Origin of the sequence: Peptoniphilus grossensis ph5 (assembly GCF_000311825.1) — a bacterium.
In the GTDB taxonomy this organism is placed as follows: Bacteria; Bacillota; Clostridia; order Tissierellales; family Peptoniphilaceae; genus Peptoniphilus_A; species Peptoniphilus_A hominis.
This window is the reverse complement of the sequence record NZ_HE978566.1, coordinates 245,759-267,157: the sequence shown is the minus strand read 5'-3', so window position 1 is coordinate 267,157 and position 21,399 is coordinate 245,759. Positions and strand designations below refer to the sequence as shown.

At 34.2% G+C, this 21,399-nt stretch carries 20 protein-coding genes; 2 read left to right on the top strand and 18 right to left on the bottom strand.

What is annotated here, in order from left to right:
• Positions 1-73: 73 nt before the first annotated feature.
• The 9 genes from HGPG_RS01205 to HGPG_RS01170 all read right to left on the bottom strand — a co-directional run bounded on the left by HGPG_RS01205 (position 74) and on the right by HGPG_RS01170 (position 7,562).
• Positions 74-1,168: a BMP family ABC transporter substrate-binding protein gene (locus tag HGPG_RS01205; RefSeq protein WP_019124223.1), complete on the bottom strand. Its 1,095-nt coding sequence runs from the start codon at positions 1,166-1,168 to the stop codon at positions 74-76.
• Between the two features lie 137 nt (positions 1,169-1,305).
• Positions 1,306-1,920 (bottom strand): N-acetyltransferase, encoded by a 615-nt coding sequence (locus HGPG_RS01200; RefSeq protein ID WP_036731359.1) that lies wholly within the window; start codon positions 1,918-1,920, stop codon positions 1,306-1,308.
• Positions 1,913-2,089 (bottom strand): hypothetical protein, encoded by a 177-nt coding sequence (locus HGPG_RS10195; RefSeq protein ID WP_019124221.1) that lies wholly within the window; start codon positions 2,087-2,089, stop codon positions 1,913-1,915. Before HGPG_RS10195 ends, HGPG_RS01200 begins: the two co-directional genes overlap by 8 nt.
• 121 nt (positions 2,090-2,210) lie before the next feature.
• Positions 2,211-3,239, bottom strand: a complete 1,029-nt coding sequence (locus HGPG_RS01195; RefSeq protein ID WP_019124220.1) for a hypothetical protein — start codon at positions 3,237-3,239, stop codon at positions 2,211-2,213.
• A gap of 83 nt (positions 3,240-3,322) precedes the next feature.
• Entirely contained in the window at positions 3,323-4,369 is a 1,047-nt protein-coding gene (locus HGPG_RS01190) for an ABC transporter substrate-binding protein (RefSeq protein WP_019124219.1), read from the bottom strand.
• Positions 4,366-5,151: an ABC transporter permease gene (locus tag HGPG_RS01185; RefSeq protein ID WP_019124218.1), complete on the bottom strand. Its 786-nt coding sequence runs from the start codon at positions 5,149-5,151 to the stop codon at positions 4,366-4,368. The genes HGPG_RS01190 and HGPG_RS01185 overlap by 4 nt, the downstream gene beginning before the upstream one ends.
• The gene (locus HGPG_RS01180) at positions 5,148-5,981 is read right to left on the bottom strand and encodes an ABC transporter permease (protein WP_019124217.1); all 834 of its coding nucleotides are present in this window, start codon (positions 5,979-5,981) and stop codon (positions 5,148-5,150) included. The genes HGPG_RS01185 and HGPG_RS01180 overlap by 4 nt, the downstream gene beginning before the upstream one ends.
• Positions 5,978-7,012, bottom strand: coding sequence for an ABC transporter ATP-binding protein (locus tag HGPG_RS01175; RefSeq protein ID WP_019124216.1), 1,035 nt, complete (start codon positions 7,010-7,012; stop codon positions 5,978-5,980). The genes HGPG_RS01180 and HGPG_RS01175 overlap by 4 nt, the downstream gene beginning before the upstream one ends.
• A gap of 10 nt (positions 7,013-7,022) precedes the next feature.
• A complete protein-coding gene (locus HGPG_RS01170; RefSeq protein WP_019124215.1) occupies positions 7,023-7,562 on the bottom strand; it encodes a type II toxin-antitoxin system RelB family anti-toxin in 540 nt (179 codons plus the stop codon).
• Positions 7,563-7,775: 213 nt separating this feature from the next.
• Between HGPG_RS01170 and HGPG_RS01165 the strand changes: the two genes are divergently transcribed.
• On the top strand, positions 7,776-8,486 hold the full coding sequence (locus tag HGPG_RS01165; protein WP_019124214.1) for a heparan-alpha-glucosaminide N-acetyltransferase: 711 nt from the start codon (positions 7,776-7,778) through the stop codon (positions 8,484-8,486).
• Here the strand turns inward: HGPG_RS01165 and HGPG_RS10585 are convergent.
• The 4 genes from HGPG_RS10585 to HGPG_RS01145 are packed head-to-tail and all read right to left on the bottom strand — an operon-like array spanning position 8,483 to position 12,211.
• A complete protein-coding gene (locus tag HGPG_RS10585) occupies positions 8,483-9,304 on the bottom strand; it encodes a TPM domain-containing protein (RefSeq protein WP_019124213.1) in 822 nt (273 codons plus the stop codon). The genes HGPG_RS01165 and HGPG_RS10585 overlap by 4 nt on opposite strands.
• A 9-nt stretch (positions 9,305-9,313) precedes the next feature.
• Positions 9,314-9,886: a LemA family protein gene (locus tag HGPG_RS01155; RefSeq protein ID WP_019124212.1), complete on the bottom strand. Its 573-nt coding sequence runs from the start codon at positions 9,884-9,886 to the stop codon at positions 9,314-9,316.
• Positions 9,876-11,057 (bottom strand): tRNA uracil 4-sulfurtransferase ThiI, encoded by a 1,182-nt coding sequence (gene thiI, locus HGPG_RS01150; protein WP_019124211.1) that lies wholly within the window; start codon positions 11,055-11,057, stop codon positions 9,876-9,878. Before thiI ends, HGPG_RS01155 begins: the two co-directional genes overlap by 11 nt.
• A gap of 8 nt (positions 11,058-11,065) precedes the next feature.
• Complete coding sequence (locus tag HGPG_RS01145; protein ID WP_019124210.1) at positions 11,066-12,211, bottom strand: cysteine desulfurase family protein; 1,146 nt, start codon at positions 12,209-12,211, stop codon at positions 11,066-11,068.
• Between the two features lie 141 nt (positions 12,212-12,352).
• On the opposite strand from HGPG_RS01145, the gene HGPG_RS01140 reads away from it, so the two are divergent.
• The gene (locus HGPG_RS01140; protein ID WP_019124209.1) at positions 12,353-13,429 is read left to right on the top strand and encodes a ribonuclease H-like domain-containing protein; all 1,077 of its coding nucleotides are present in this window, start codon (positions 12,353-12,355) and stop codon (positions 13,427-13,429) included.
• A gap of 200 nt (positions 13,430-13,629) precedes the next feature.
• On the opposite strand, the gene HGPG_RS01135 is transcribed toward HGPG_RS01140, so the two are convergent.
• From HGPG_RS01135 to HGPG_RS01115, 5 genes are all read right to left on the bottom strand, one after another.
• Positions 13,630-14,880 (bottom strand): RNA-binding domain-containing protein, encoded by a 1,251-nt coding sequence (locus HGPG_RS01135; protein WP_019124208.1) that lies wholly within the window; start codon positions 14,878-14,880, stop codon positions 13,630-13,632.
• 102 nt (positions 14,881-14,982) lie between these two features.
• Positions 14,983-15,771 carry a PIN-like domain-containing protein gene (locus tag HGPG_RS10580; protein ID WP_390621698.1) on the bottom strand — a complete coding sequence of 263 codons (789 nt, stop codon included), beginning with the start codon at positions 15,769-15,771 and terminating at the stop codon, positions 14,983-14,985.
• Between the two features lie 23 nt (positions 15,772-15,794).
• Positions 15,795-16,319: a PIN-like domain-containing protein gene (locus tag HGPG_RS10575; protein WP_019124206.1), complete on the bottom strand. Its 525-nt coding sequence runs from the start codon at positions 16,317-16,319 to the stop codon at positions 15,795-15,797.
• Positions 16,320-16,414: 95 nt separating this feature from the next.
• Entirely contained in the window at positions 16,415-20,425 is a 4,011-nt protein-coding gene (locus tag HGPG_RS10310; RefSeq protein WP_019124205.1) for a stalk domain-containing protein, read from the bottom strand.
• Between the two features lie 24 nt (positions 20,426-20,449).
• A partial coding sequence (locus tag HGPG_RS01115; protein ID WP_036731167.1) for a hypothetical protein occupies positions 20,450-21,399 on the bottom strand: 950 nt, incomplete at its 5' end.

Below are 21,399 nucleotides of genomic sequence, written 5' to 3'. Positions count from 1 at the left end.
ATTTTTTGAATTAAATTGCAAGAAAAAAGCCACCTCATAAAAATGAGATGACTTAAAAAAACTTTGTCAAAAATTATTTGTATTCATTGTAAGTTTCTTCGTTATAAGGAACTTTGATTTCGCCAGAAACAATTTTCTTAGAGATTTCTTCAACGCTCTTTAAAACTTCTGGCTTAACATTTTTATCAGATGTTGGTGCAATACCTACTGCTCCGTCATCAGCTAAACCAAGTTCAATAGTTCTTCCACCTTCAAATTTGCCTTCTTGCATTTCTTTTACAACTTGGTAAACAGCAACATCGGCATTTTTCATTGCAGAAGTTAATACATTTTCAGGAGCTCTGTCGCTTTGGTCTCTATCAACACCAATTGCCCACTTGCCAGCTTCTTTAGCTGCTTCGATAACACCTTCGCCTGCTCCACCTGCTGCGTGGAATACTACATCAGCACCGTTTTGGTACATAGTAGCAGTGATTGATTTACCCTTTTGTGCATCAGAGAAGTTTCCAACATATTGGCTAAGAACTTCGATTTCAGTTCCTCTTTCCTTAGCTGCATAATCAACACCAGCCTTGTAACCATATTCAAATCCCCAGATGATGTTTCCTTCTTGACCACCAACAAAGCCAACTTTGTTAGTTTCAGTTGTCATACCTGCAATATAACCAACTAGGAAAGATGGTTCTTGTGCCCTAAACATAATTCCAAGTAGGTTTGTTGGAGCTTCGATTTTGTTTCCCTTTTCATCAACTGTAACATCAACATCAACTATTGCATAGTTAATTTCAGGATACATTCCAGCAGCTTCAGCTACGTTACCACCCATTTTAAAACCAGCGCCAACGATTAAATTCTTTTCTTGATCAGCAAAAGTTTCTAAGTTTGGAGTGTAGTCCTTAGTGTCCTTAGATTCAATGTATTCAGCCTTGATTCCAAGTTCTTTTTGTGCCTTTTGAAGTCCTTCCCATACACCTTGGTTAAAGGATTGGTCGTTAACTCCACCTTCGTCAGTAACAAAACCAACATTTACATCAGTTTTAGCTTCTGTACTTTCTTCTTTAGTAGCGTTTTCAGCCTTATTGTTAGCTTCTTTTTTATTTCCGCCACCACAAGCAACAAGTGTCATTGCCATCAATAACACTGCAAGTAAAGTAAATTTCTTCTTCATAAATAAATCCTCCTATTTGTATTTAATTAAATTATATATTATTGCGCCACTAATTTCAATTTCATATAAAAAATAAAAATTTTTAGAAAAAGTTTTCACAAATCTTCTCATAAAAAAATAACTGCAAAAAAATGCAGTTATTTTAAATATCTGATCAATTGAACTAAGTATTTACCATTTAAATTAGTTTCTTCTTTATCAAGTTTTCTTACACCAAAAATAGTAAATCCATTATTCTCATAAAAATTAATTAAACTTTTAACATTTTCGCATTCAAGATAAACAAATTTACCTCCACTTATCTCTTGTGCTGCTCTAACTTTTCTACAGGCTAATTCTAATAATTCACTTCCTGAAATAAGAGAATCATCACTTATATTATAATTTTTACCAAGTTGACCAATTAAATGGCAAGACATAATATAACTTTTTAACTTGGGTTCAAAGTTTGAATATGTGTTAATCTTCTTTCTCAAACTATTAGAAATTCTGGCATCGCTTTTAATAACAACAGCCTTCATAGCAAGAGAATAATAAGCCAAAAATTCTAAGTTACCTTTATATTTTGTAAAAACTAGATAAGTAGAAGCTAAGCCTCTTTTTCCAAACTCTTCAGCTTTAGTTTTTAAAAAGTAATTCACATCTTCATTATATTTTGAATCAAAACTATTTAATAGATCATGAGTCTCTTCTTCTCCTCTAGCATCTAAAAAATCTCTTAAATTTACCTCAAATAATTTTGATTTATTCATTATCATTAAAGTACTTCTCCAAATCTTCAGCCTTTAAAGTTTGTACTTCTCTATCTAATTTTACTTTAGGGTCAGGCTTTTTTATAGCCTTATCTAAAGCGTAGAAGAAATTACTTGTATCTCTTTTTGTTTTTAAGTTAATTGTTTTTAAAAAACTTTTTGTAGCCATAATACCCCTCCCTATATTCATATTATATCACAATATTTTTGGGTTAATAGCTTAAAATACTTTGTTTATACAAAAAAAGCCCAACTAGGTTGAGCTTTTAATAATCTTTTGTTATTCTTTTTTATCCTATGAAAACTCTTGGTATCATAAATAATACTAGTGAAGCTACAAAGTACATTAACAAAAATGCTAGTGATTGTTTCATTTCCTTTGTGCCAAAAGTTAGGTCATCATCTGCTGCTAAAAATCTTGCTGCAATAGATGCAAGACATCCTAATATTGGATAAATTATTAATACTCCAAGGTTACTTGTTCCCTTGTCCATAAACCTGTAAAAGGCTGGGATCATGATAAATAGTGCTCCAAGATAAATTGGGAAGCTTCCCTTGCCTAACCAGATTAGTGCAATTACAAGAAGTGTCAAAACTAAAAAGGCAACTGTTGAAATTGTGTTGATTAGAGAAATTTTATTTATCAAGCCTTGGTCGATTAGTTCCAATTTATTTATATAGTAACCTGAATTTGTGTAGGCTTCCTTTACGCTGTCTGTTGATTTTGTCGTTTCTGTCCAGTTTTCTACCTTTGCATTAGTTACAAATATAGATGCGTCTTCAACTTTTTGTCCACCAGAAAAATATAGTGGGTTTGGATTGTAATAAACTTCAAAGGCATATTCTCCAACTTTTTCTGACAAATCTAATTTTACTTCACTCACTGCTTTAAAATCTTTGTTTTCAGTTTTGTTGTAAAAATCTTTAACTTTTAGTTTTAATTTTTCTTCAAAAAGTGATTTATTGATTTTGTCGAAGTCTCCCTTTAGCTTTACCTTTGACTTGCTAAAGTTTACTCCTTCGCCAAAGAAAATTTGTCTAGTAGGTGTGCCCATTATTCTTGCAGTTGAATCTTCGCCTGCATAAGAAAATTTTATGTCATATTTTATGAGTTTTTCGCTACCTTCTTTTACCACAGATCTTGCAACTTGAAGATTTTCTACTCCATCGGAATTGTTAAATAAAATTCCGTCAAATTCTCTTTCTACATTTGAATTTGGCCACATAAGAGACTTACTAAAAAAAGCAGTTAGAGAAAATAACATAAGTACTAATAAGAAAATTGCAAATATTACAAGCTTTTTTATTCTCTTGTTCATTTTAAACCTCCGTTATGAAAACATTTCGCTTATACTATATAATATCACATAAGGGTCCTAAAATAAACAAATTTATTAGCATATTAAAGATTGGAAGCATTTATTTCTGTCCAGATCCTATCGTAAACTTTTATAAAGTCGCCAAGATCCTTAAAAGCTTCAAGTGGTGGAAGTGAATCAAAGTCTGGATAGGCAACCTTGGAGTTTTTGATTTCGTCAGGAAGAAGGTCTTTTACCCCCTTAACTGGTGAAGTGTAGCCCACGCAGTATTCTGCATTTTTTGCTTGGACTTCTGGCTTAAGCATATAATTTATAAATTTTTCTGCTCCAGAAACATTTTTTGCATTTTTTGGTATAACCATGGAGTCGTACCAAATATTTGAACCTTCCTTTGGCACTACATAATCTAAGTCTTCATTTTGTGCCATCATGAGAAGGGCATCGCCTGAATACATTACAGATAGGTTTGCGTCGCCTTGAACAACTACATCTCTTCCATCGTCATCAAGGTAGGCATATACAAGTGGTTTTTGCTCTATGAGAGATTTTTTTGCCTCTTCAAGTTCCTTTTCATCTGTTGAATTTAGTGAGTAGCCCAGTCTTTTTAGGGCGATACCTAGAGTATCTCTTTGTGAATTATACATAATTATTTGGTTCTTATACTTTTCATTCCACAAAATATCCCATGAGTCAACTTTATCCTTGACTTCACTTTTGTTGTAGACAATTCCAACAGTTCCCCAGAAGTAAGGCACAGAGTATTTATTTTCTGGGTCAAAGCTTGGATTTTTTAAAATGTCTTCAACTCCAGAAAAGTTTGGAATGTTGTCGAAATTAATTTCTTGAATCAAGCCTTCCTTAATAAGTCTTTCAATCATATAATCACTTGGCACAATTACATCGTACTTGTCTTGTGATTGGGTCATCTTAATGTAAAGGTCCTCGTTGGAAGCGTAAGTGTCGTAATTTACCTTTATTCCTGTTTCCTTTTGGAAGTCCTTTAAAATAGATGGGTCGATGTATTCGCCCCAGTTGTAAACATAAATTTCTTCCTTAGCTTGGTCCTTTTTGCCACAAGCACTTAAAGTCAAAAGCATTAAGACTGATAGGGCTAAAATTATTTTTTTCATATTTCCACCTCAATTTTTTTATTTTTTTCGCTTCTCTTGTTAATTATTACAAGTAAAACTAAAAGAGATACTAGCATAAGCGTTGATACTGCATTTATTGACGGATTTATTCCCTTTCTCGCCATGGAATAAATTGTAATTGATAAATTTGAAACTCCCTGTCCAGTGTTGAAGAAGGAAATTACAAAATCGTCAATGGAAAGTGTAAAGGACATCAAGGCTCCCGTTAGTATTGCAGGTTTTATCTGTGGTATTACCACATGAAGAATGGCATAAGTTGGCGTGGCACCCAAATCTAGGGCTGCCTCAAGAGTGTTTTTTTGCAATTGATTTAATTTTGGCAAAATTGACAAAATTACATAGGGAATGCAAAAGACTATGTGTGAAATAATCATAGTTGTATATCCCATTCTTATATTAAAGAGTCCAAACAAACCCATTAGAGCCACAGCTGTCACTATGTCGGGGTTTATTACTGGAAGATAATTTATATTTAAGATTGCGTCCTTCTTAAAGCCTCTCAGCTCATTTATGGCTATAGCAGAAATTGTCCCCACTACTGTGGAAATTATTGTCGCCACCACTGCCACAAGAATTGTAGTCCAAAGTGAGGATAAAATTGCCGGGTCATTGAAGAGTTGCTTGTACCACTTTAGGGTAAAGCCTGCCCAAGATCCTCTTAGCTTCGAATTGTTAAAACTAAAGACAACGAGAATTACTATGGGAGCGTACAAAAATACAAATATCAAAAATAAATAAATTCTATCTATTATTTTTTTCAAAATATATCGCCTCCCAAGTCTCCAGTTTTAATTTTTTTGTTAAATAATTTTGGCACAACTAAAATCAAAAGCATTATGAGAATTAATACCATGGAAATTGCTGACCCAAAGCCCCAATCTCCTGTGAAGGTAAATTGTTTTTCAATTAAGTTACCTATTAGGTAGAAGTTGTTTCCGCCCAGTAGGTTAGGCACTACAAAAGTAGAAATTGCCGGTATAAATACCATAGTTATGCCTGTATAAATGCCAGGAAGTGACAGTGGAAAAATAACTTTTGTGAAAACTTCAAAGTCATTTGCTCCAAGGTCCTTGGCTGCTTCAATTAGTTTTGTATCCATCTTTAGGAGGACTGTGTAAATTGGAAGAACCATAAAGGGCAAGAAGTTATAAACCATGCCTATCATAATTGCCTTTGAATTATACATAAGGTCCCAAGGTCCCAGTCCAAAGAGTCCAATGAATTTATTTATAAGTCCCTTGTTGCCGAGAAGAGTCAGCCAGGCGTAAGTTCTCAAAAGAAAATTCATCCACATGGGAATTATAAAAATTAAAATCATATTATTTCTAACTTTTTCACTCATCTTTGAAATAATATAGGCAACTGGATAGCCAACTATAAGACATAAAATAGTTGAAAGTCCAGCAAGAATAAGTGAAGTAATTAAAATCTTTACATATAAAGGCTCAAAAAACCTTGAAAAGTTGTCAAGAGTAAAGACAAAATCAGACAAATCTGTATTGGCATTGAGGGCATGAGCAAGTATTAAAAATAGTGGCAGTACAATAAAAATTAGTCCCCAAAATAAATAAATTAGTGAAAATTTTTTCATATCAACCTCATTACATGGATTAGGTCAGGCTTAATAATTATGCCTGTCTTCTCCCCTACTTCTCTCTTTTCCGTTGATTGCACAAGCATGGAGTAACCATCTACATCTACAGTCATTTCGTAGTGAACACCCTTAAAGACAAGACTTGTAACTGTGCCCTCAATTTGATAGTTTTCGTCCACTAAAAGCACATCTTCAGGTCTAACAACTACTTCAACATCTTCCATGTCCTTAAAACCCTTGTCCACGCAAGGAAAATCGTAATCTAAGAATCTTACCTTGAAGTCACTAAGCATCTTGGCATTAATAATATTTGATTCGCCAATAAAATCTGCAACAAAGGCATTTTTTGGCTCGTTGTAAATATTTAGTGGGCTATCCATTTGTTGAATTTCGCCATTATTTAAGACGACAACAGTGTCGCTCATGGAAAGTGCCTCTTCTTGGTCGTGAGTTACATATATAAAAGTAATGCCAACACTTTTTTGAATTCTTTTAAGCTCAATCTGCATTGCCTGTCTAAGTTTTAAATCAAGGGCTCCAAGAGGTTCGTCAAGAAGGAGAACTTCTGGCTCATTTACAAGAGCTCTTGCAATGGCAATTCTCTGTTGCTGTCCACCAGATAGAGATTCAATTTCTCTATTTTCAAAGCCAACAAGGTTTACAAGTTTTAAAACTTCTTTTACCTTTTCCTTTATGATCTTTTTGTCCATTTTTTTAATATTTAGACCAAAGGCAATGTTGTTGTAGACATTCATGTGTGGAAAGAGGGCATATTTTTGAAAAACTGTGTTGATTTTTCTCTCATAGGGCTCCTTATTAGTAATATCTTCTCCATTAAAAAGAATTTTTCCCTCATCAGGCTCTTCAAAGCCACCAATAAGTCTCAAAATCGTTGTTTTTCCACAGCCAGATGGACCTAAAATCGTTAAAAATTCATCTTTTTTAACCTTAAAATCAAAATCCTTTAGAATAACATTGTCGCCAAAAGATTTTGTCACATTTTCTAATTCAATTACATAATTTTCCATAATTCACCGCCTAAAAATTTGGTGGAGACGAAATCCACAAAATCTCAGTTTCAAGCTTGCCATCATTCTTTAAATAGTGAGGGCTGTTTGCCTTAAAATAAAAACTTTCGCCCTTCCTAATCTTGTATTGTTCATTGCCATAAATAAGAGTTACACTCCCTCTTATGACATAGCCAAACTCTTCCCCCTCGTAGGGAGGAATCTCTTTAGACTGACCACCCGGCAAAATTTTTATTCGCATGGGCTCCATTTGATTTTTTTGTGCGTTGGGTACAACCCAATCAAGTACATAGCCAAGATCTTCATTTTCACTTTCAAAAAAATCTTCATCTTTAAAAGTAATTTTTTCATTTTCTTCTCTCTTAAAGAAGTGTGAAGGGTCTGTGCCCAAGGCTTCCAAAATATCCAAAAGAGAATCAACAGATGGTGATGTCAAGTCTCTTTCGATTTGTGAAATAAAGCCCTTAGTGAGTTCTGACCTATCAGCCAGTTCTTCCTGGGTAAGACCCTTTTCAATTCTCATATCTCTTATTTTATTTCCAATATCCATTCCATCACCTATAATATTAAACAAATTACTTAAATTATTAAACTCATTAGAGTATAATTGTAAAAGATATTAATGTCAATAGATTTGGGCTATTTAATAAAGTAAATTTTTTGTTAAATATAATTTACTCAAATTACTTTTTATTTTTCATTTATAAATTTCCTTTTGCTTGCCCTTTTCCAATTTGTGTTATAATTTTTCCAGAGGTGTTACATGGATACTAGAAAAAAAAGATACAATGCCATAGATTTTTTACGCGGCTTTACAATTATAAATATGATAATTTTTCACGGTCTCTTTGATCTTGAAAATTTTTACGGTTTTAACTTTAACCACGACTTTTACTACTACCAACAATATATTTGCATTTCCTTTATTTTAATTTCAGGTTACTCAACAAATTTTTCCAATAATTTTAAGAAAAAATTTTTGATTTTGACGGGACTTTCTATCTTAATAACCCTCGGCTCTTATATTTTTTCTAGAGAAGATGCAATTTACTTTGGCATTATTCACTTTTTTGCGGCAGCAAGCTTAATTCACATGGTCTTAAAAAATTACATAAAAAAAATAAATCCAAGGCTTGGACTTATTATTAACACCATTTTATTTGTCACACTTAAAAAAATATATTACGGAAGTATTTTCTTTGGAAAAGTTCTTGTCCCAAAATCTTTTTACAGTTTAAATTTATTTTTCCTGGGTTTGCCTGGTGAAAATTTTTATTCAGGCGATTATTTTCCAATAATTCCTTGGATATTTCTCTTTTACATGGGCTACTTCCTCTTCGATTTTGTAAAATTTACAAAAAAAGAAGCCTCCCAGGACTTTATTTGCGTCATGGGTAGGCATTCTCTCTTAATATATTTTCTCCATCAAATTATTTTAATTGGAGTTTTTTCTCTAATCTTCTCTTTTACTTAAAATCTTCCGCTGGCGCCACCGCCACCAGAGGATCCTCCGCCGCCGAAGCCTCCAAAGCCTCCGCCACCGAAGCCACCTCCTGATGATCCGCCGAAGCCTCCGCCAAAGCTTCCTGGTCCCCAAAAGATTACAGGACCTCGGTCTCTTCTGCCTCCAGAGCTACTTCCACCAGAGCCGCCTCCCTTAGTACCCTTAAGAATCCATGCAAGAATAAAAAGAAGTATAATTATTTGAAAGATTGTCACGAGAGGACTGTCCTCATCTAAATTACCCTCAGAATAATCAATTTCTTCCTGTGGCTCTCTCGCCACAATGTCCACTCCATATTCATCTTCATATAATTTTATCAGCTGAGCATAGCCTTCGAGGATTGCCTTTTCAAAGGGTCTGTCACCTTCATTTTCAGAGACAACTTTTCCCATTGCCCTTATAATTCTTGAGGCATAGGCATCGGGTACAAAGCCTTCAGACCCGTAGCCCGTCTCGATTCTGACAAATCTGTTGTCTTCATCTAAAAGTGCCACAAGCATGAGGACACCATTGTCCTTGCCCCTTTCGCCAATTTTTATGTCGTTAAAGATCCTTGTTCCATACTCTTCCAGTGAATAGCCTTCCAAGTCATTAACAATTACTACGGCAATTTCTCCACCAGTTTTCTTTTTAAGATCATAAGTGGTCTTGTTGAGATAATCAATGGACTCCTGGCTAAGTGTATTAGTCTCGTCATAGACATTGTAAGACATCTCGCCCTTGTCAAAGGCATAGACATTAAAGACTAGGGTGATGGCAAATAAAATTGTAGCTAACAATTTTTTCATTTTAATCACCTAAAATTTAACTTCTGGTACTTGATTGTCCTTTTCTGAAACTTCAAAATAATCTCTTGGTCCAAAGCCTAAAATTTTCGCAATAATATTTGTTGGGAACCTTCTAACTTTTTGATTGTAAGTCTTAACTGTTTCGTTGTATCTCATTCTTTCCGTTGCAATTCTGTTTTCTGTGCCTTCAAGTTGAGCTTGTAGGTCTAAGAAGTTTTCATTTGCCTTTAATTCAGGATAATTTTCAACAACAACATTAAGTTTTTGAATAGCTTCTGTCAAATTGTCATTAGCTTCTGCAAGTTCCTTAGGTGTAGATGCTTCGTTAACACCTGCACGAGCCTTAGTAATTTCAGTTAAAGTTTCCTTTTCGTGGCTAGCATATCCCTTAACAGTTTCTACAATGTTAGGAATTAAATCTGCACGCCTTTTAACTTGGTTTTGGACTTGTGCCCAAGCACCATTAACATCTTCATCTAATTTAACTAATTTGTTCCATTGTCCGCCAAAGAAAATTGCAAGTACAACTACAACAGCTATTACTGCAATAATCCCAGCTCCTCCTCTGTTTTTATTCTTCATAGTCTCCTCCTATCTTACTTATTTTCATCTTACCTATAGCTTCATCTACAAGACTTTCACAGTCCAGTGGCTCTTCTGACTTTTCTATTCCTTCTACACTTGGCGTCAAGAGTGGATGTTTTGGCAAAAATACTGTGCAGCAATCTTCAAAAGGAAGAATTGATGTCTCATAAGTATCAATGTCCTTGGCAATATCAATAATATTTACCTTGTCCATGCCAATTAGGGGTCTAAAGACAAGTTTGTCTGTAATATCATTAGTTACCTTTAAGCCGTCAATGGTTTGTGAGGCAACTTGTCCAAGGTTTTCGCCAGTGATGATGCAGTCGTAACCATTATCTCTTGCAATTTTATCTGCTATCCTCATCATAAACCTGCGGGAGATAATAGTCATCTCATCTTCTGGGCAATTTATGTTGATTTCCTTTTGAATATCCAAAATATTTACAGAATAAAAAGTCAGTTCGCCAGAAAAACTTGAAATGTCCTCTGCAAGTTTTTTGACCTTTTCTTCTCCCCTTTCAGATGTGAAAGGATAGGAATGAAAGTGCAAGCAGTCCACAAGGACGCCCCTCTTTGCCATTAAAAATCCTGCAACTGGAGAATCAATTCCCCCTGAAAGAAGAAGAAGTCCCCTACCATTTGTGCCAGATGGAAGTCCACCGTGTGCCTTAATCTTATCTACATAAATATAGGTATCCTTTTTCAAATCGCAGTAAACAAAAAAGTCTGGCTCATGCACATCAACTTTTATGTCAAAATTCTTTAAGATGATACCGCCGATTTTTGCAGAAATTTCCATGGAATTAAGTGGAAAGGACTTGTCCCCCCTGTTAGTCTTTACCTTAAAAGTTTTGTAGGACGGATTTTTCTTCAAAGTCTCATCTACAATTTTTATGACAGCTTCTTCAATTTTTTCCTTGTCAGTTTCCACCACATAGCATGGGGCAATGTAGACAATGCCAAAGACATGCTTAAGCCTATTTATCATCTTTTCTTCATTATCTGTCACCACTTCCACATAGACCTTGCCCATATTTTGATAAATTTTGCCATGGTCTATGTTCCTCAGATTTCTCTTTATAGTGGAAATAAGTTTATTTACAAATTTATACCTATTTTTACCCTTTAGGACAAGCTCTCCAAGGGAGAGTGCCATAACTTTTTTCATTCTATCACCTATCTCATAATCTTTCTGATTTCGCCTACATACTTTACAAGTTTTTCCACGAAAACATCTATGTCCTCTTTTGTAGTGTCCTTGGAAGTGCAAATTCTTATTGTGCCTTCAGCGTACTTGTCGGCAAGACCAATTGCCTTTAGGGTTGTGGACTTGTGAGTTCCATTAGATGTGCAGGCTGAAGCAGTGGAAATATAAATCTCATCGCCCTCCAAGTAGTGGAGAAGGACCTCTGCCCTTATATCTAAAATTGAAAGAGAAACAATAAAATCTGTGGCATTTTCTGGAGTGTTTATTCTGTAGTCCTCTAAATTTTCTTCCAGTTTCTTTAAAAGATACTCCTTGATTTCCTTGGCGTGGTCAAGCCTCTTGTCTAGATCTCTTTTAGTAAGCTGGCAAGCCTTGCCAAAGCCAAGTATGCCCGGAACATTTTCCGTACCAGATCTTAGTCCCTTCTCTTGACCTCCACCGATAACAAGACTCTCAAGGTTTAAGTCCCTTTTCTTGTAGAGGGCGCCCATGCCCTTTGGTCCATAAATTTTGTGGGAAGAAAAAGAAAAAGTATCACAGCCTAAGTCCTTAACATTGACAGGAATTTTCCCAACAGCTTGAACTCCATCCACATGGCAGAGTATATCCTTGTTTTTTGCCTTGGCAATTTCAAAAAGTTCCTTGACCTTATTAACAGTGCCAAGCTCGTTATGAACATAAATTAGAGAAACTAAAATAGTGTCATCATTGACTTCTTCTTTGAATTTTTCTACATCAACAGCGCCAGTCTCGTCTACATCAAGATAACAAACTTCATAGCCAAGCTCTTTATAATGCTTAAATTGGTCGTCAATAGATGCGTGTTCAATGGCAGAAGTTATGATCTTCTTGCCCTTCCTCTTGTTTTTTAAAATGGCACCGTGAACTGCAATGTTGTTGCTCTCTGTTCCGCCAGAAGTAAAATAAATTTCATCTGCCTGAGCACCAATAAGTTCGGCAGCATTTTTCCTTGCCTCTTCAATTTCCTTTTCCACCCTTAAGCCGAAGCTGTGAAGAGATGAAGGGTTGGCAAAATCCTCTGTGAGAGCCTTCATCATGACATCAACAACTTCCCTATCAGGTTTTGTCGTCGCACAATTATCTAAATAAATCATATATCTTCCTTCTATCATAAATTCTTTCTAATACATTATACTATAAGACGAAGTGTCCTTCTATCTCTATTTAGATTGAAGTTTGAGCGAAAATTTTTAAATTTATAAATCTTTTAATGATATACTTGAAGTGGTGATAGGATGAAAAAATTGGAAAGAAAAATCAAAAGAGCAAGTGAAAATTATTTAAAAATAGAAACATCAGGCTTGTCAAGAGAAATAGATTCAATTATTGTAGTGAGCCTTGTGGAAAAAAATAGAGATGTCCTAAAAACTTTTTACCTAGAAAATTTAAAAGAGGAAAAAAATTTGTTGGAAGAAGTTATGCCTATCATTCAAGGAAAAGAATTTGTAACCTACTCCGGCAAGACCTTCGACCTTCCCTTTATAAGAGAAAAAGTAAAATTTTACTTTAACAAGGACCTTGACTTAAAAGTCATAGACTTGCAAGAAGTGACAAAAAAATATAACTTCATCTTTAATTTAGATTCCCACTCCAATAAAAATCTCCTAGAAAAATTTATTGGACTGGAAAATTTAAGGTACCAAAAAGAATACCAGGGTATAAAAATAAAGACCCTTTTTAAAAATTACCTAGAGGGCGATAAGGCAGCAATAGAAAAAATTTTAGCTTATAATTTTATGAGCCTGGAAAACTTAATATTACTTGACGGAAAAATAAAAGAAGAATTAGAAAAAAATCTCTCCCTAAAAGTTTTAGACTTCACATTTTTTATAAGAGACATAAAACTTTTAGAAAACAAGCTAGAAATATCTGGCGTCACAAATTACGGATCCGACTACTTCTCAAACAACGAATTATACACAATTGAGATAAGTGGACTCGAGGAAGAAGAAAAAAATAAGGGAGAAGAAAAAAATTGCCAATCAGAAAATTTTTACCAATCCCTAAATAATTATGTATCTTTGAAAAATTACCAATCAGAAAATTTTTCTGGATCAGCAAAAAATTATGAATCTCTAAAAAATAAAGAAGAAGATAAAAAATTTTCCTTAAAAATAAATACAGAGGACGGCCTTTATGACCACAAAAACTCTTGCTACTATGTAAAGAAAAAAGACTTGGACTTTGACCTGATAAACCCCAGCAAAATAAAAAGCCCAGCTCAAATCCAAATCCTCTACTACAAAAACCATGTATTCAAAAATGAAAAGGAACTAATGAGAAAAATAATAGAAAAAGAATTAGGACAATAAAAAATACCACCTGTATCGTTTTTACAGGTGGTAAGATAAAAAGTAGTTAAAATGTGAAAAACCACCTATATCGGCTTAGGTGGTTTATATTAATAACACTAAGGCGACCGCTTCTTGTACCCTATGGGTATTAACGGCGTCCTCATCCATATATAGTACCATTTTTTATAAAATAATCAAATAAACTTTATAGTCTGATCTTATTTCAAAGAATACTTTGTTCCTCTTCCCTTTCCACTTTTTATGACATAGCCCTTGTCCATCAAATCATTTAACACATTTAAAACTTTGTTTTTTCCAAAACCAGTGTCATTTGCAATCACAGAACTAGCAAGAGATTTATTCTCCAATGCCTTATAAACCATTTGCTCATCACTGTTTAAAGCTTCTACTTCAGAAATAACAGGCAATCTAACCTCAATAGAATTATCAAAGATTTTAAAAGAAGGATTTTTCGCAGAATCTTTATAAGCTTCTTTGATTCTCTTGATTCCAGTTCCAAAACTTTCAATAATGTTTAATCTAAAAAATATATTGCCAATAATGGGGTTTCTCATGACAGAAATTTGTCCATTTAGATACTCTTCCTCACTTATACCAGTTGGCAAACCACCTGGAGATACAATGGTGATAGCATCTTTCTCCATGGAAACTTGAATATAAGAATTAGTCATCCAATCTCTGTGGACCAAGGCGTTGGCGATAGCTTCTCTAAAAGCTTTCTCAGGAATTAAGTCAACTTTCTCACGATAAGAACCTTTAATATTTTCAAATTGATAATATTCTCTATACTTATCAATGCTTATGTCAAAAGCTTCAAGAATCGAAATGCCCTTTAATTGCAAGCGACTCAAAATAGTGTTTTGACTTTCCCCAAACCTCACAATATCAATTAAATTGTCTTCATTGTTATCTGCAAATAAAGAACCTGCGTTAGTCAAAAAATTATTTTTATCAACTAATTCCAAAGTCTTTAAAATATCACTGTTTATTTTTTCAATACCTACAATTTCTTTAAATTTCTTTTCAAGATAAAGAAAGCTATAGCTCTCTTTCTTAGAAGGCAAAGAATCATAAGACTTATTTTGACCTTCCACAATTAACCTTTTTAATTCCAAACTATCAATTTCAACAGTAGAAGAATCATTTCTCTTATAAGATTTTGACTTGTAAAAATATGGCTTCTCATCGCCTGGATGAACTTTAAGCTTAATAATCTTTTCTTTACAATCCATTTCAATTTCAAAACTTATTTGAGGCGATATAGAATCATTTATCTTATTTTCAATAGCAATAGCATCGGATTTCAAATTCGTTAAACCCACAGACTTGCCATTATCATCTACGCCGAATAAAACTTCGCCACCATCGTAATTGGCAAAGGCAACAACTGTCTTTAAAAAAGAATCTGAAATTTTTTCCTTAAACTCTAAATTGCGTGTCTCTCTCATAACTCCTCCTGAATTAATTATAACAAAAACAAACGCAAAAACAAACGTAAAATTTTGCGTTTGCTTTTGCGTCCTTAATTAAAAGCTATTTAATATAAATTTTTAATAATCATATAAATTCTTTGAATTTAACACCTGCATATTTACATATTTAAGTTCAAAATTCGTTTCTTCAATTTTGTCTGGATATGTTATTTCATATCTATTCTTTTGACAATCAGTTTTATATTTTAAATCAATATAAGCTCTTGCTGATAAGAACACCTCTGCCTCTCCTAATTCAAATTTGTCACCTTCCTTATCTGTAAATTCAAAATTCATATCCACATTTAATCCAATACTTAGTCTACATCTTATTGTATCATCAACTACCTTGATACCATTATTAAGAAGCCTTAAATCACCAGCTTCAAATTCAGGAAGATCGCTCCTATAGAATTCCTCATCTATATCAACAGGATTAATCTTATTAATTTGATTAAACATTGCAGCTTCAAGGTCTCTACGATAAACATAGAAAACTACGTCCGCTATCTTATCACTATCAAATTCTATCAATTTAATAACATCACCTATTTTATCATAATGACCCATGAAATCTGTTATAGTCATAAATTCGATTTTTCTACCTACTACATCATTTGAAGAAACTGTGGAGTTAAATTCATTCAATAAAAAGCGATGTATCTTCCTCTTTTCATTGTTTGATGCCTTCTTGTCCCACCAATTACCATCTTTCATGTCCTCAATTAAAAAGATTACATTTTCTATACTTTTATTTTCTTTTGTGTAATTTAATATTTCTTTCCATATCAACAAATCATTATATTTATTATATTCCTTCTTATTCTTATCAGAAAAACCTGGAGGTATTAAATTTTCAAATCTTATCTTACCTTCCTCACAGACTTTAATTATTTCATCAGTAGAAAAATCCGTCTTATTTTTTTATTTTTTAAAGAATAGCATATTAAATCATTAATACCTCTATAAGCTTCATTATAAGTATTTTTAAGTAACTCTAAATCAATGTTATTTAAATACCTATTAATATTATCTTTATATTCATGGATTACTTGTTTTTGATTGTCTTTATTTAATAAAGATTCTGAGCTATTTTCTGTTATAGAATAAATTTTTCCATTTATATCCTTTATTTTTGTATCTATATCATCTATAAATTTATCAAAATTATCTCGATAATTATTCAAATCAGTTTTTAGTTTTCCAATATTTTTTAATTTTGCTTCAATCATTTCCTCTTGACTAATAGCATAAAATTCATCATAAACAGTATTTGGAATTAAAATACTATCTTTACATTCATCTAATATTTTATAAAAATCCTTTCCAACCCCATTATAATTTTCAATAATTTTATTTAAAGCACTAGTATCTAATACAATTAAAGTGCTGACATCAATAACTTTTGATCCCATTTAAAATTCTCCTTATTTTATATTATATCTTCAAAAAATATATAAAAGAAAAGACCGATTGCTCGGTCTTTCTTTATCAAATAACCTCTAACAACTTATCTTCTAATATAAATTGTTGCTGTTCTTGTGTCGTGATCCCATTCGATGTCTTGGTTTACTCCGTCAAGAGTATTACCATTTGTAAGTCCAAAAACATTGGCTACATTAACTACAGATACTAGGATTCTATCGTTGATGTTAAGTGGTTTAGAGTCCATCTTAACAGTCTTGCCGTTAGAAAGAACTATTTCATCACTGTCGATTTGGATTGATGCTGTCAAACCATCTTTTGTGAATGTTGCAGTTCTAGTTTCTGCGTTCCAAATAACATCTGCATTAATAGCTTCTGCTACATATCTTAATGGAAGCATTGTTCTTTCGTTTCTGATAACTGGAGTTACATCCATCTTGTGAGATTTTGAATTGTAATTTCTTACTTCTTCATAATCATACTCATCAATGTGGAATATATACCAAAGCTTATTGATTTCTTTAGTTTTTTCAGGAACTACAGTCTTAACTGGATACGTTGGAGTGTAGTCATGTCTCTTGAATAAACCGTCGAAGATATCTCCTCCACCTTGTTCAGGTCTATGACTATCGTCTTCACCACTATTAACTTTAATAGTAAGTGTCGTGTTAATGTCTTTTCCATCAACTCTAACAGTCACATCAACTGTAATTGTACCTGGACCATCATAATCCTTAGGAACAGTTACATCGATAGAACCATCTTTGTTAGGTGTAACTATAAGGCCATGGCCTGGTTGAGAAACTTCTGGAGTTGACTCAGGTGTAGTAGTTTTTCCATCCTTACCCTTGATGTCAGGAGTTACTTTCTTAGTTTCTCCCTTATCAATGTTAGTATTAGGATAAGTTACGCTAGGTTCTTGTGGTGTAGGAGTAGATTTATCCTTAACTGTTGCTGTTGCTGGTTCAGATGGAATCTTACCAGTTTCAGTTTGAGTAGCCGTTATAGTTTCACCTTTAACAAGTGGTTTAGCTCCTGGAACTGTAACTTCCCAATCACCATTTTGGTCAACTGTAGCGCTTCCAATTTCATTGTTATTACCGTCTTTAACAACAATAGTTGCTCCTGCGACACCCTTACCTGTAATCTTATCATCTCCTACCGTTGGTTGATTTATTGTAGGTTTCTCAGATTTGTTCACTGGAGGAGCGATATTAGTAGCTTTTGCTGTAAAGGTTGTGTCAGCTGTAATTTCTACTGTACTTGGATCTGCTGTTGCTGTTGTTTCAGCATCTTTGTACCAGCCTGGGTTTTCATGGTTTGCAGCTGCTTTGCCTGTTAAGCTTGGGAATTTGTCTGCTGCTAATTTGCCTGTTTGTCCCTTTGCGTCATCTTTTGGTGCTACTGCGTAGGTTTTTTCTGCAACTGTACCTGATTGAATTGTGTCGTCTTGAGTTACTGTTACTTTATGCCATCCTTCTGGGATTGGATCATTTTTACCTACTTCGCTTCCGTCTTTGATGAATTGAGCTTCAAATGCATTGTTAGTATCTGTTACTTTTCCTAAAACTGGATTCCATTTTGTAAAGCCATAGCCATTGTTTCCTGTAGCTGTAATATCAGTCTTTGTTGAAAGGTCTGTATTTGGTTTTACTTTTGCTTTTACTACTTCTCCAGTCTTTGCTCCAACTGTTACTGTTCCTAGTGCTGTTCCAGATTCTTTTTGAGCTGTGAATGTTACTACTATATAGTCTGTTGGAATTGGTTTATCATCGCTTCCTGTTGTTGGCTCATCATCTGTTCCTGGTACCCATGGAATTACATCATCATTTGTTGTTTGAGCTGTAGCTTTTGCTGTAAATGTTGTGTCAGCTGTAATTTCTACTGTACTTGGATCTGCTGTTGCTGTTGTTTCAGCATCTTTGTACCAGCCTGGGTTTTCATAGCCTTCTGCTGCTTTTCCTTCTAGACTTGGGAATTTTTCTGCTGGTACTTTTGTACCTTTCTTTACGATTATTGGTTTTACTGTGTCCCAACCGTCTGCTTTTATTGAGTTGTCATCTTTTGTGAATGTTACTGTCGCTGAGTCTGTTGGTAGTGGTTTTCCGTCTTCTGGTTTTTCATCGCCGTTTGCGTATACATATAGATTTTGATTTTCTACTACTAACTTAGAACCATCTTCAAAAGTTACTAGAAGATTTCCTGTAAATTTGCCTTTAGCTGCTGATGTTCTTGCATCTTTAGGGTCTTTTTCAGTACCATTTTCTCCAAGGTCTGTTACTGCAGCTTTGTCAAGTAATTCTTGTAATTTGCCGTCAGTATCTTTAACGCCATCTTTTAGCTTAACTCCGTCTTTCCAGCTAATTTTATCATCAACCCAAACTGAAATATCTTTTGGATCAAGTTTGTCTTTTAGTAGAGATGCTGCAGCTTCTTTGCCATTTACTTTATATTCAACTGTAACTGTATTTCCACAACCTGCTTGTTCAATAGTAAGCTTTAATACTACTGACTTATCAATAAAGTCTGCAAGTTTTCCTGTATTTCCTTGACCTTGAACTGCATTAAGAATATCTGATCCAAAAATAGTTTTGAATGTTTGCATTATATTCATTCCACCAGCTTGTAATTTGCTGGCTATATCAATTAAATCTCTTTCTTCTTGATCGCCAACTTTAACTTTTACAAGATTGTGATTTTCATATAAGTCTGCTAGACCTGCAGCTAGTCCTGTGCCAGAAATATTTTTAGCACCTTGGGTCTTATCAATAATATATACAGTTACTTCTTTCTTTGCTTCATCGAAGTGTCCAATATATACTCCATCTTTTGAACTAACACTTGCAAATTTTTCATTAGCAGCTTCTTCAAATTGTTTTTGAAGCGCGGGTTTTGTTAAGCAAGTATCTTCAGTATACTTTGCCTTATGAGTTGTATTATTCACATATTTTTTAGCTAAAGCAGGTTCCCAACCATTATGTGTCCAACCAGTATTTGGTTTAACTGTTGTTGGAGTTAAAGTAGAATCCATTTCTACGCCTTTGAAAACATAATATGTTTTGTTTTCTGCTATTGTTCCGTGGTCACCTTGATTAAATGTTACAGCTACATAGTCAGGATCAGTGATTTGTGTTCCAGGATTTTCTGGATCGTCAATCTTTGGCTCTGTTTCTTTTACGATTGGTTTTTCTGTAAATTCTAATGTTGTAGCATCAATACCTGCTGGATCAACTACAAATTCTCCTGGTTTATAGACTTTATTATTAGCTTTATCTACTAATACGCCACTTTCTAAACCTACAATAGAATAGTTTGGATCGGCATTTAGCGTATCCACGTCTTTTACTCTAATAGTCTCTTCAGCAAAGACACCTGTTACATCTTTTGCTGGAATATCAATCTCTTTATTTAAACTTCCAAGTTTGATTTTTCCATTAGTTGCTGTTGTAGTAGGATTGGCTATTTCTGTTCCATTTAAATCCACTGTTTTTACAATGACATCGGTGTTTCTAACTTGGTAGAGATCTAGTTTGTAGGTTGTGACATTAGTGCCCCCACTATAACTAGGGTCAGATTCTTCCCAAGTTAATTTACCTGCAACATGTGTCCCTTCAAATTCAATGAAAACATCACCGGCTTTAACGGCATCCATGGATACAGGTGTATCAAAGGTAATGGATGATTCATCTTTACTAAATGTTTTTACTTGAGAGCTGTCATTTGCATCATTGTGCAAAGTAATTTTTTTAGCTGCTCCTTGTCCAAAGACTTTGTCAAAGGCAAACTCATTGGATCCAATGCCATGCTTAGCAATGTTGACAGTAACCTTTGTTTCACCAAATCCTGGCTCTGCTCCGGTCCTTAGTGGAGTCTTTCTTGATCTATTGACCAAGACCTTCATCATAGGCCTTGCTTCTCTTTTTTCTGTTTTAGGAAGGCTAAGTTTTGCCTTAAGCTTTCCCTTATCTGCAATTAATTCGCTTTCAGCGGCTTTTTGTAGATGGTTTTGGGGAGTAAATCCAGCTGCAAAAGCTGGACTTACCACTCCAAATACCATCACTATTGCCAAGAAAAGCGACAATATTCTTTTATTCATCTTTCCTCCTTGACTTGCAAGAGATTATCTTACCCTAATTGTTAAGGTGTTGTCTTCTTTTCCTTCTAGGCTTCCTTTAACCTTTACTCTTTGTTCCTTAGTTAGTTTGAATGCTCCATCAGTACCAACAAGCTTAATTTCTTCAGATGGTTGACCTTGTATGTGAGTCATAGTAAACGCTGTTGTTTTATCTTGATTAATAACTGTAATTTCAAGGTTTGCACCTTCATCTGTTGTAACATAGATAAAGTCATCTCCATCAAGTGGTCTTTCTGCTTTTATCATGATTGGAGTTCCTGTAGCTTCAGCAGTCTTTGTTGCTTCGGTCTTGTTACCAAACTTATCTACTGCTGTAACTGTGAAAGTTTTTCCTTTTCCAAGTTGATTTTGGATATTTTCATCTAATTGAGCTGTTGTTGTGTTTGCAGTTGCATCATAATATCCACTTTTTTTATCATTTTCTGCATAAACTCTTAAGATACCAGAGTCATCATTTGCAGTAGCAGAAACTTTCACTTGGTAACCGTAGGCGTCTTGAACTAAAGTTATTTCTTCGCCAGCAGTTCCCATATTTGGTCCTTGCTTATCAATGGTAACAGGTGTATCTGAGTAAGAAGTTGTTTTTCCTTCTTCAGTAATAGCAAAGTAATAAGTTCCGTCATGCTCAATTTTTTCATTCTTAGCATCAACTTTTATTACTCCACCTTCTGTTGTAACAGGTACGTCTACTTTTTCGTACTTGTCGCCATTTTTCACAACAAGCTCTACTGTTGCGTTATCTGGAAGAGTTTTTCCTTCTGGTAAAACTCCTTCAATATATTGATCATCTGTAGCTTCGTCGTATTTTTGAACTGGGTTAGCTACTATAGATGGGTTTTGACTGTACTCTGCAGTTACTTCTAATGCATCTGTAATTGCTGTTGTATCTTCTTTATCCCAGCCAGTGTGTGTCCAGTTTCCTTCTGGGGTTACGG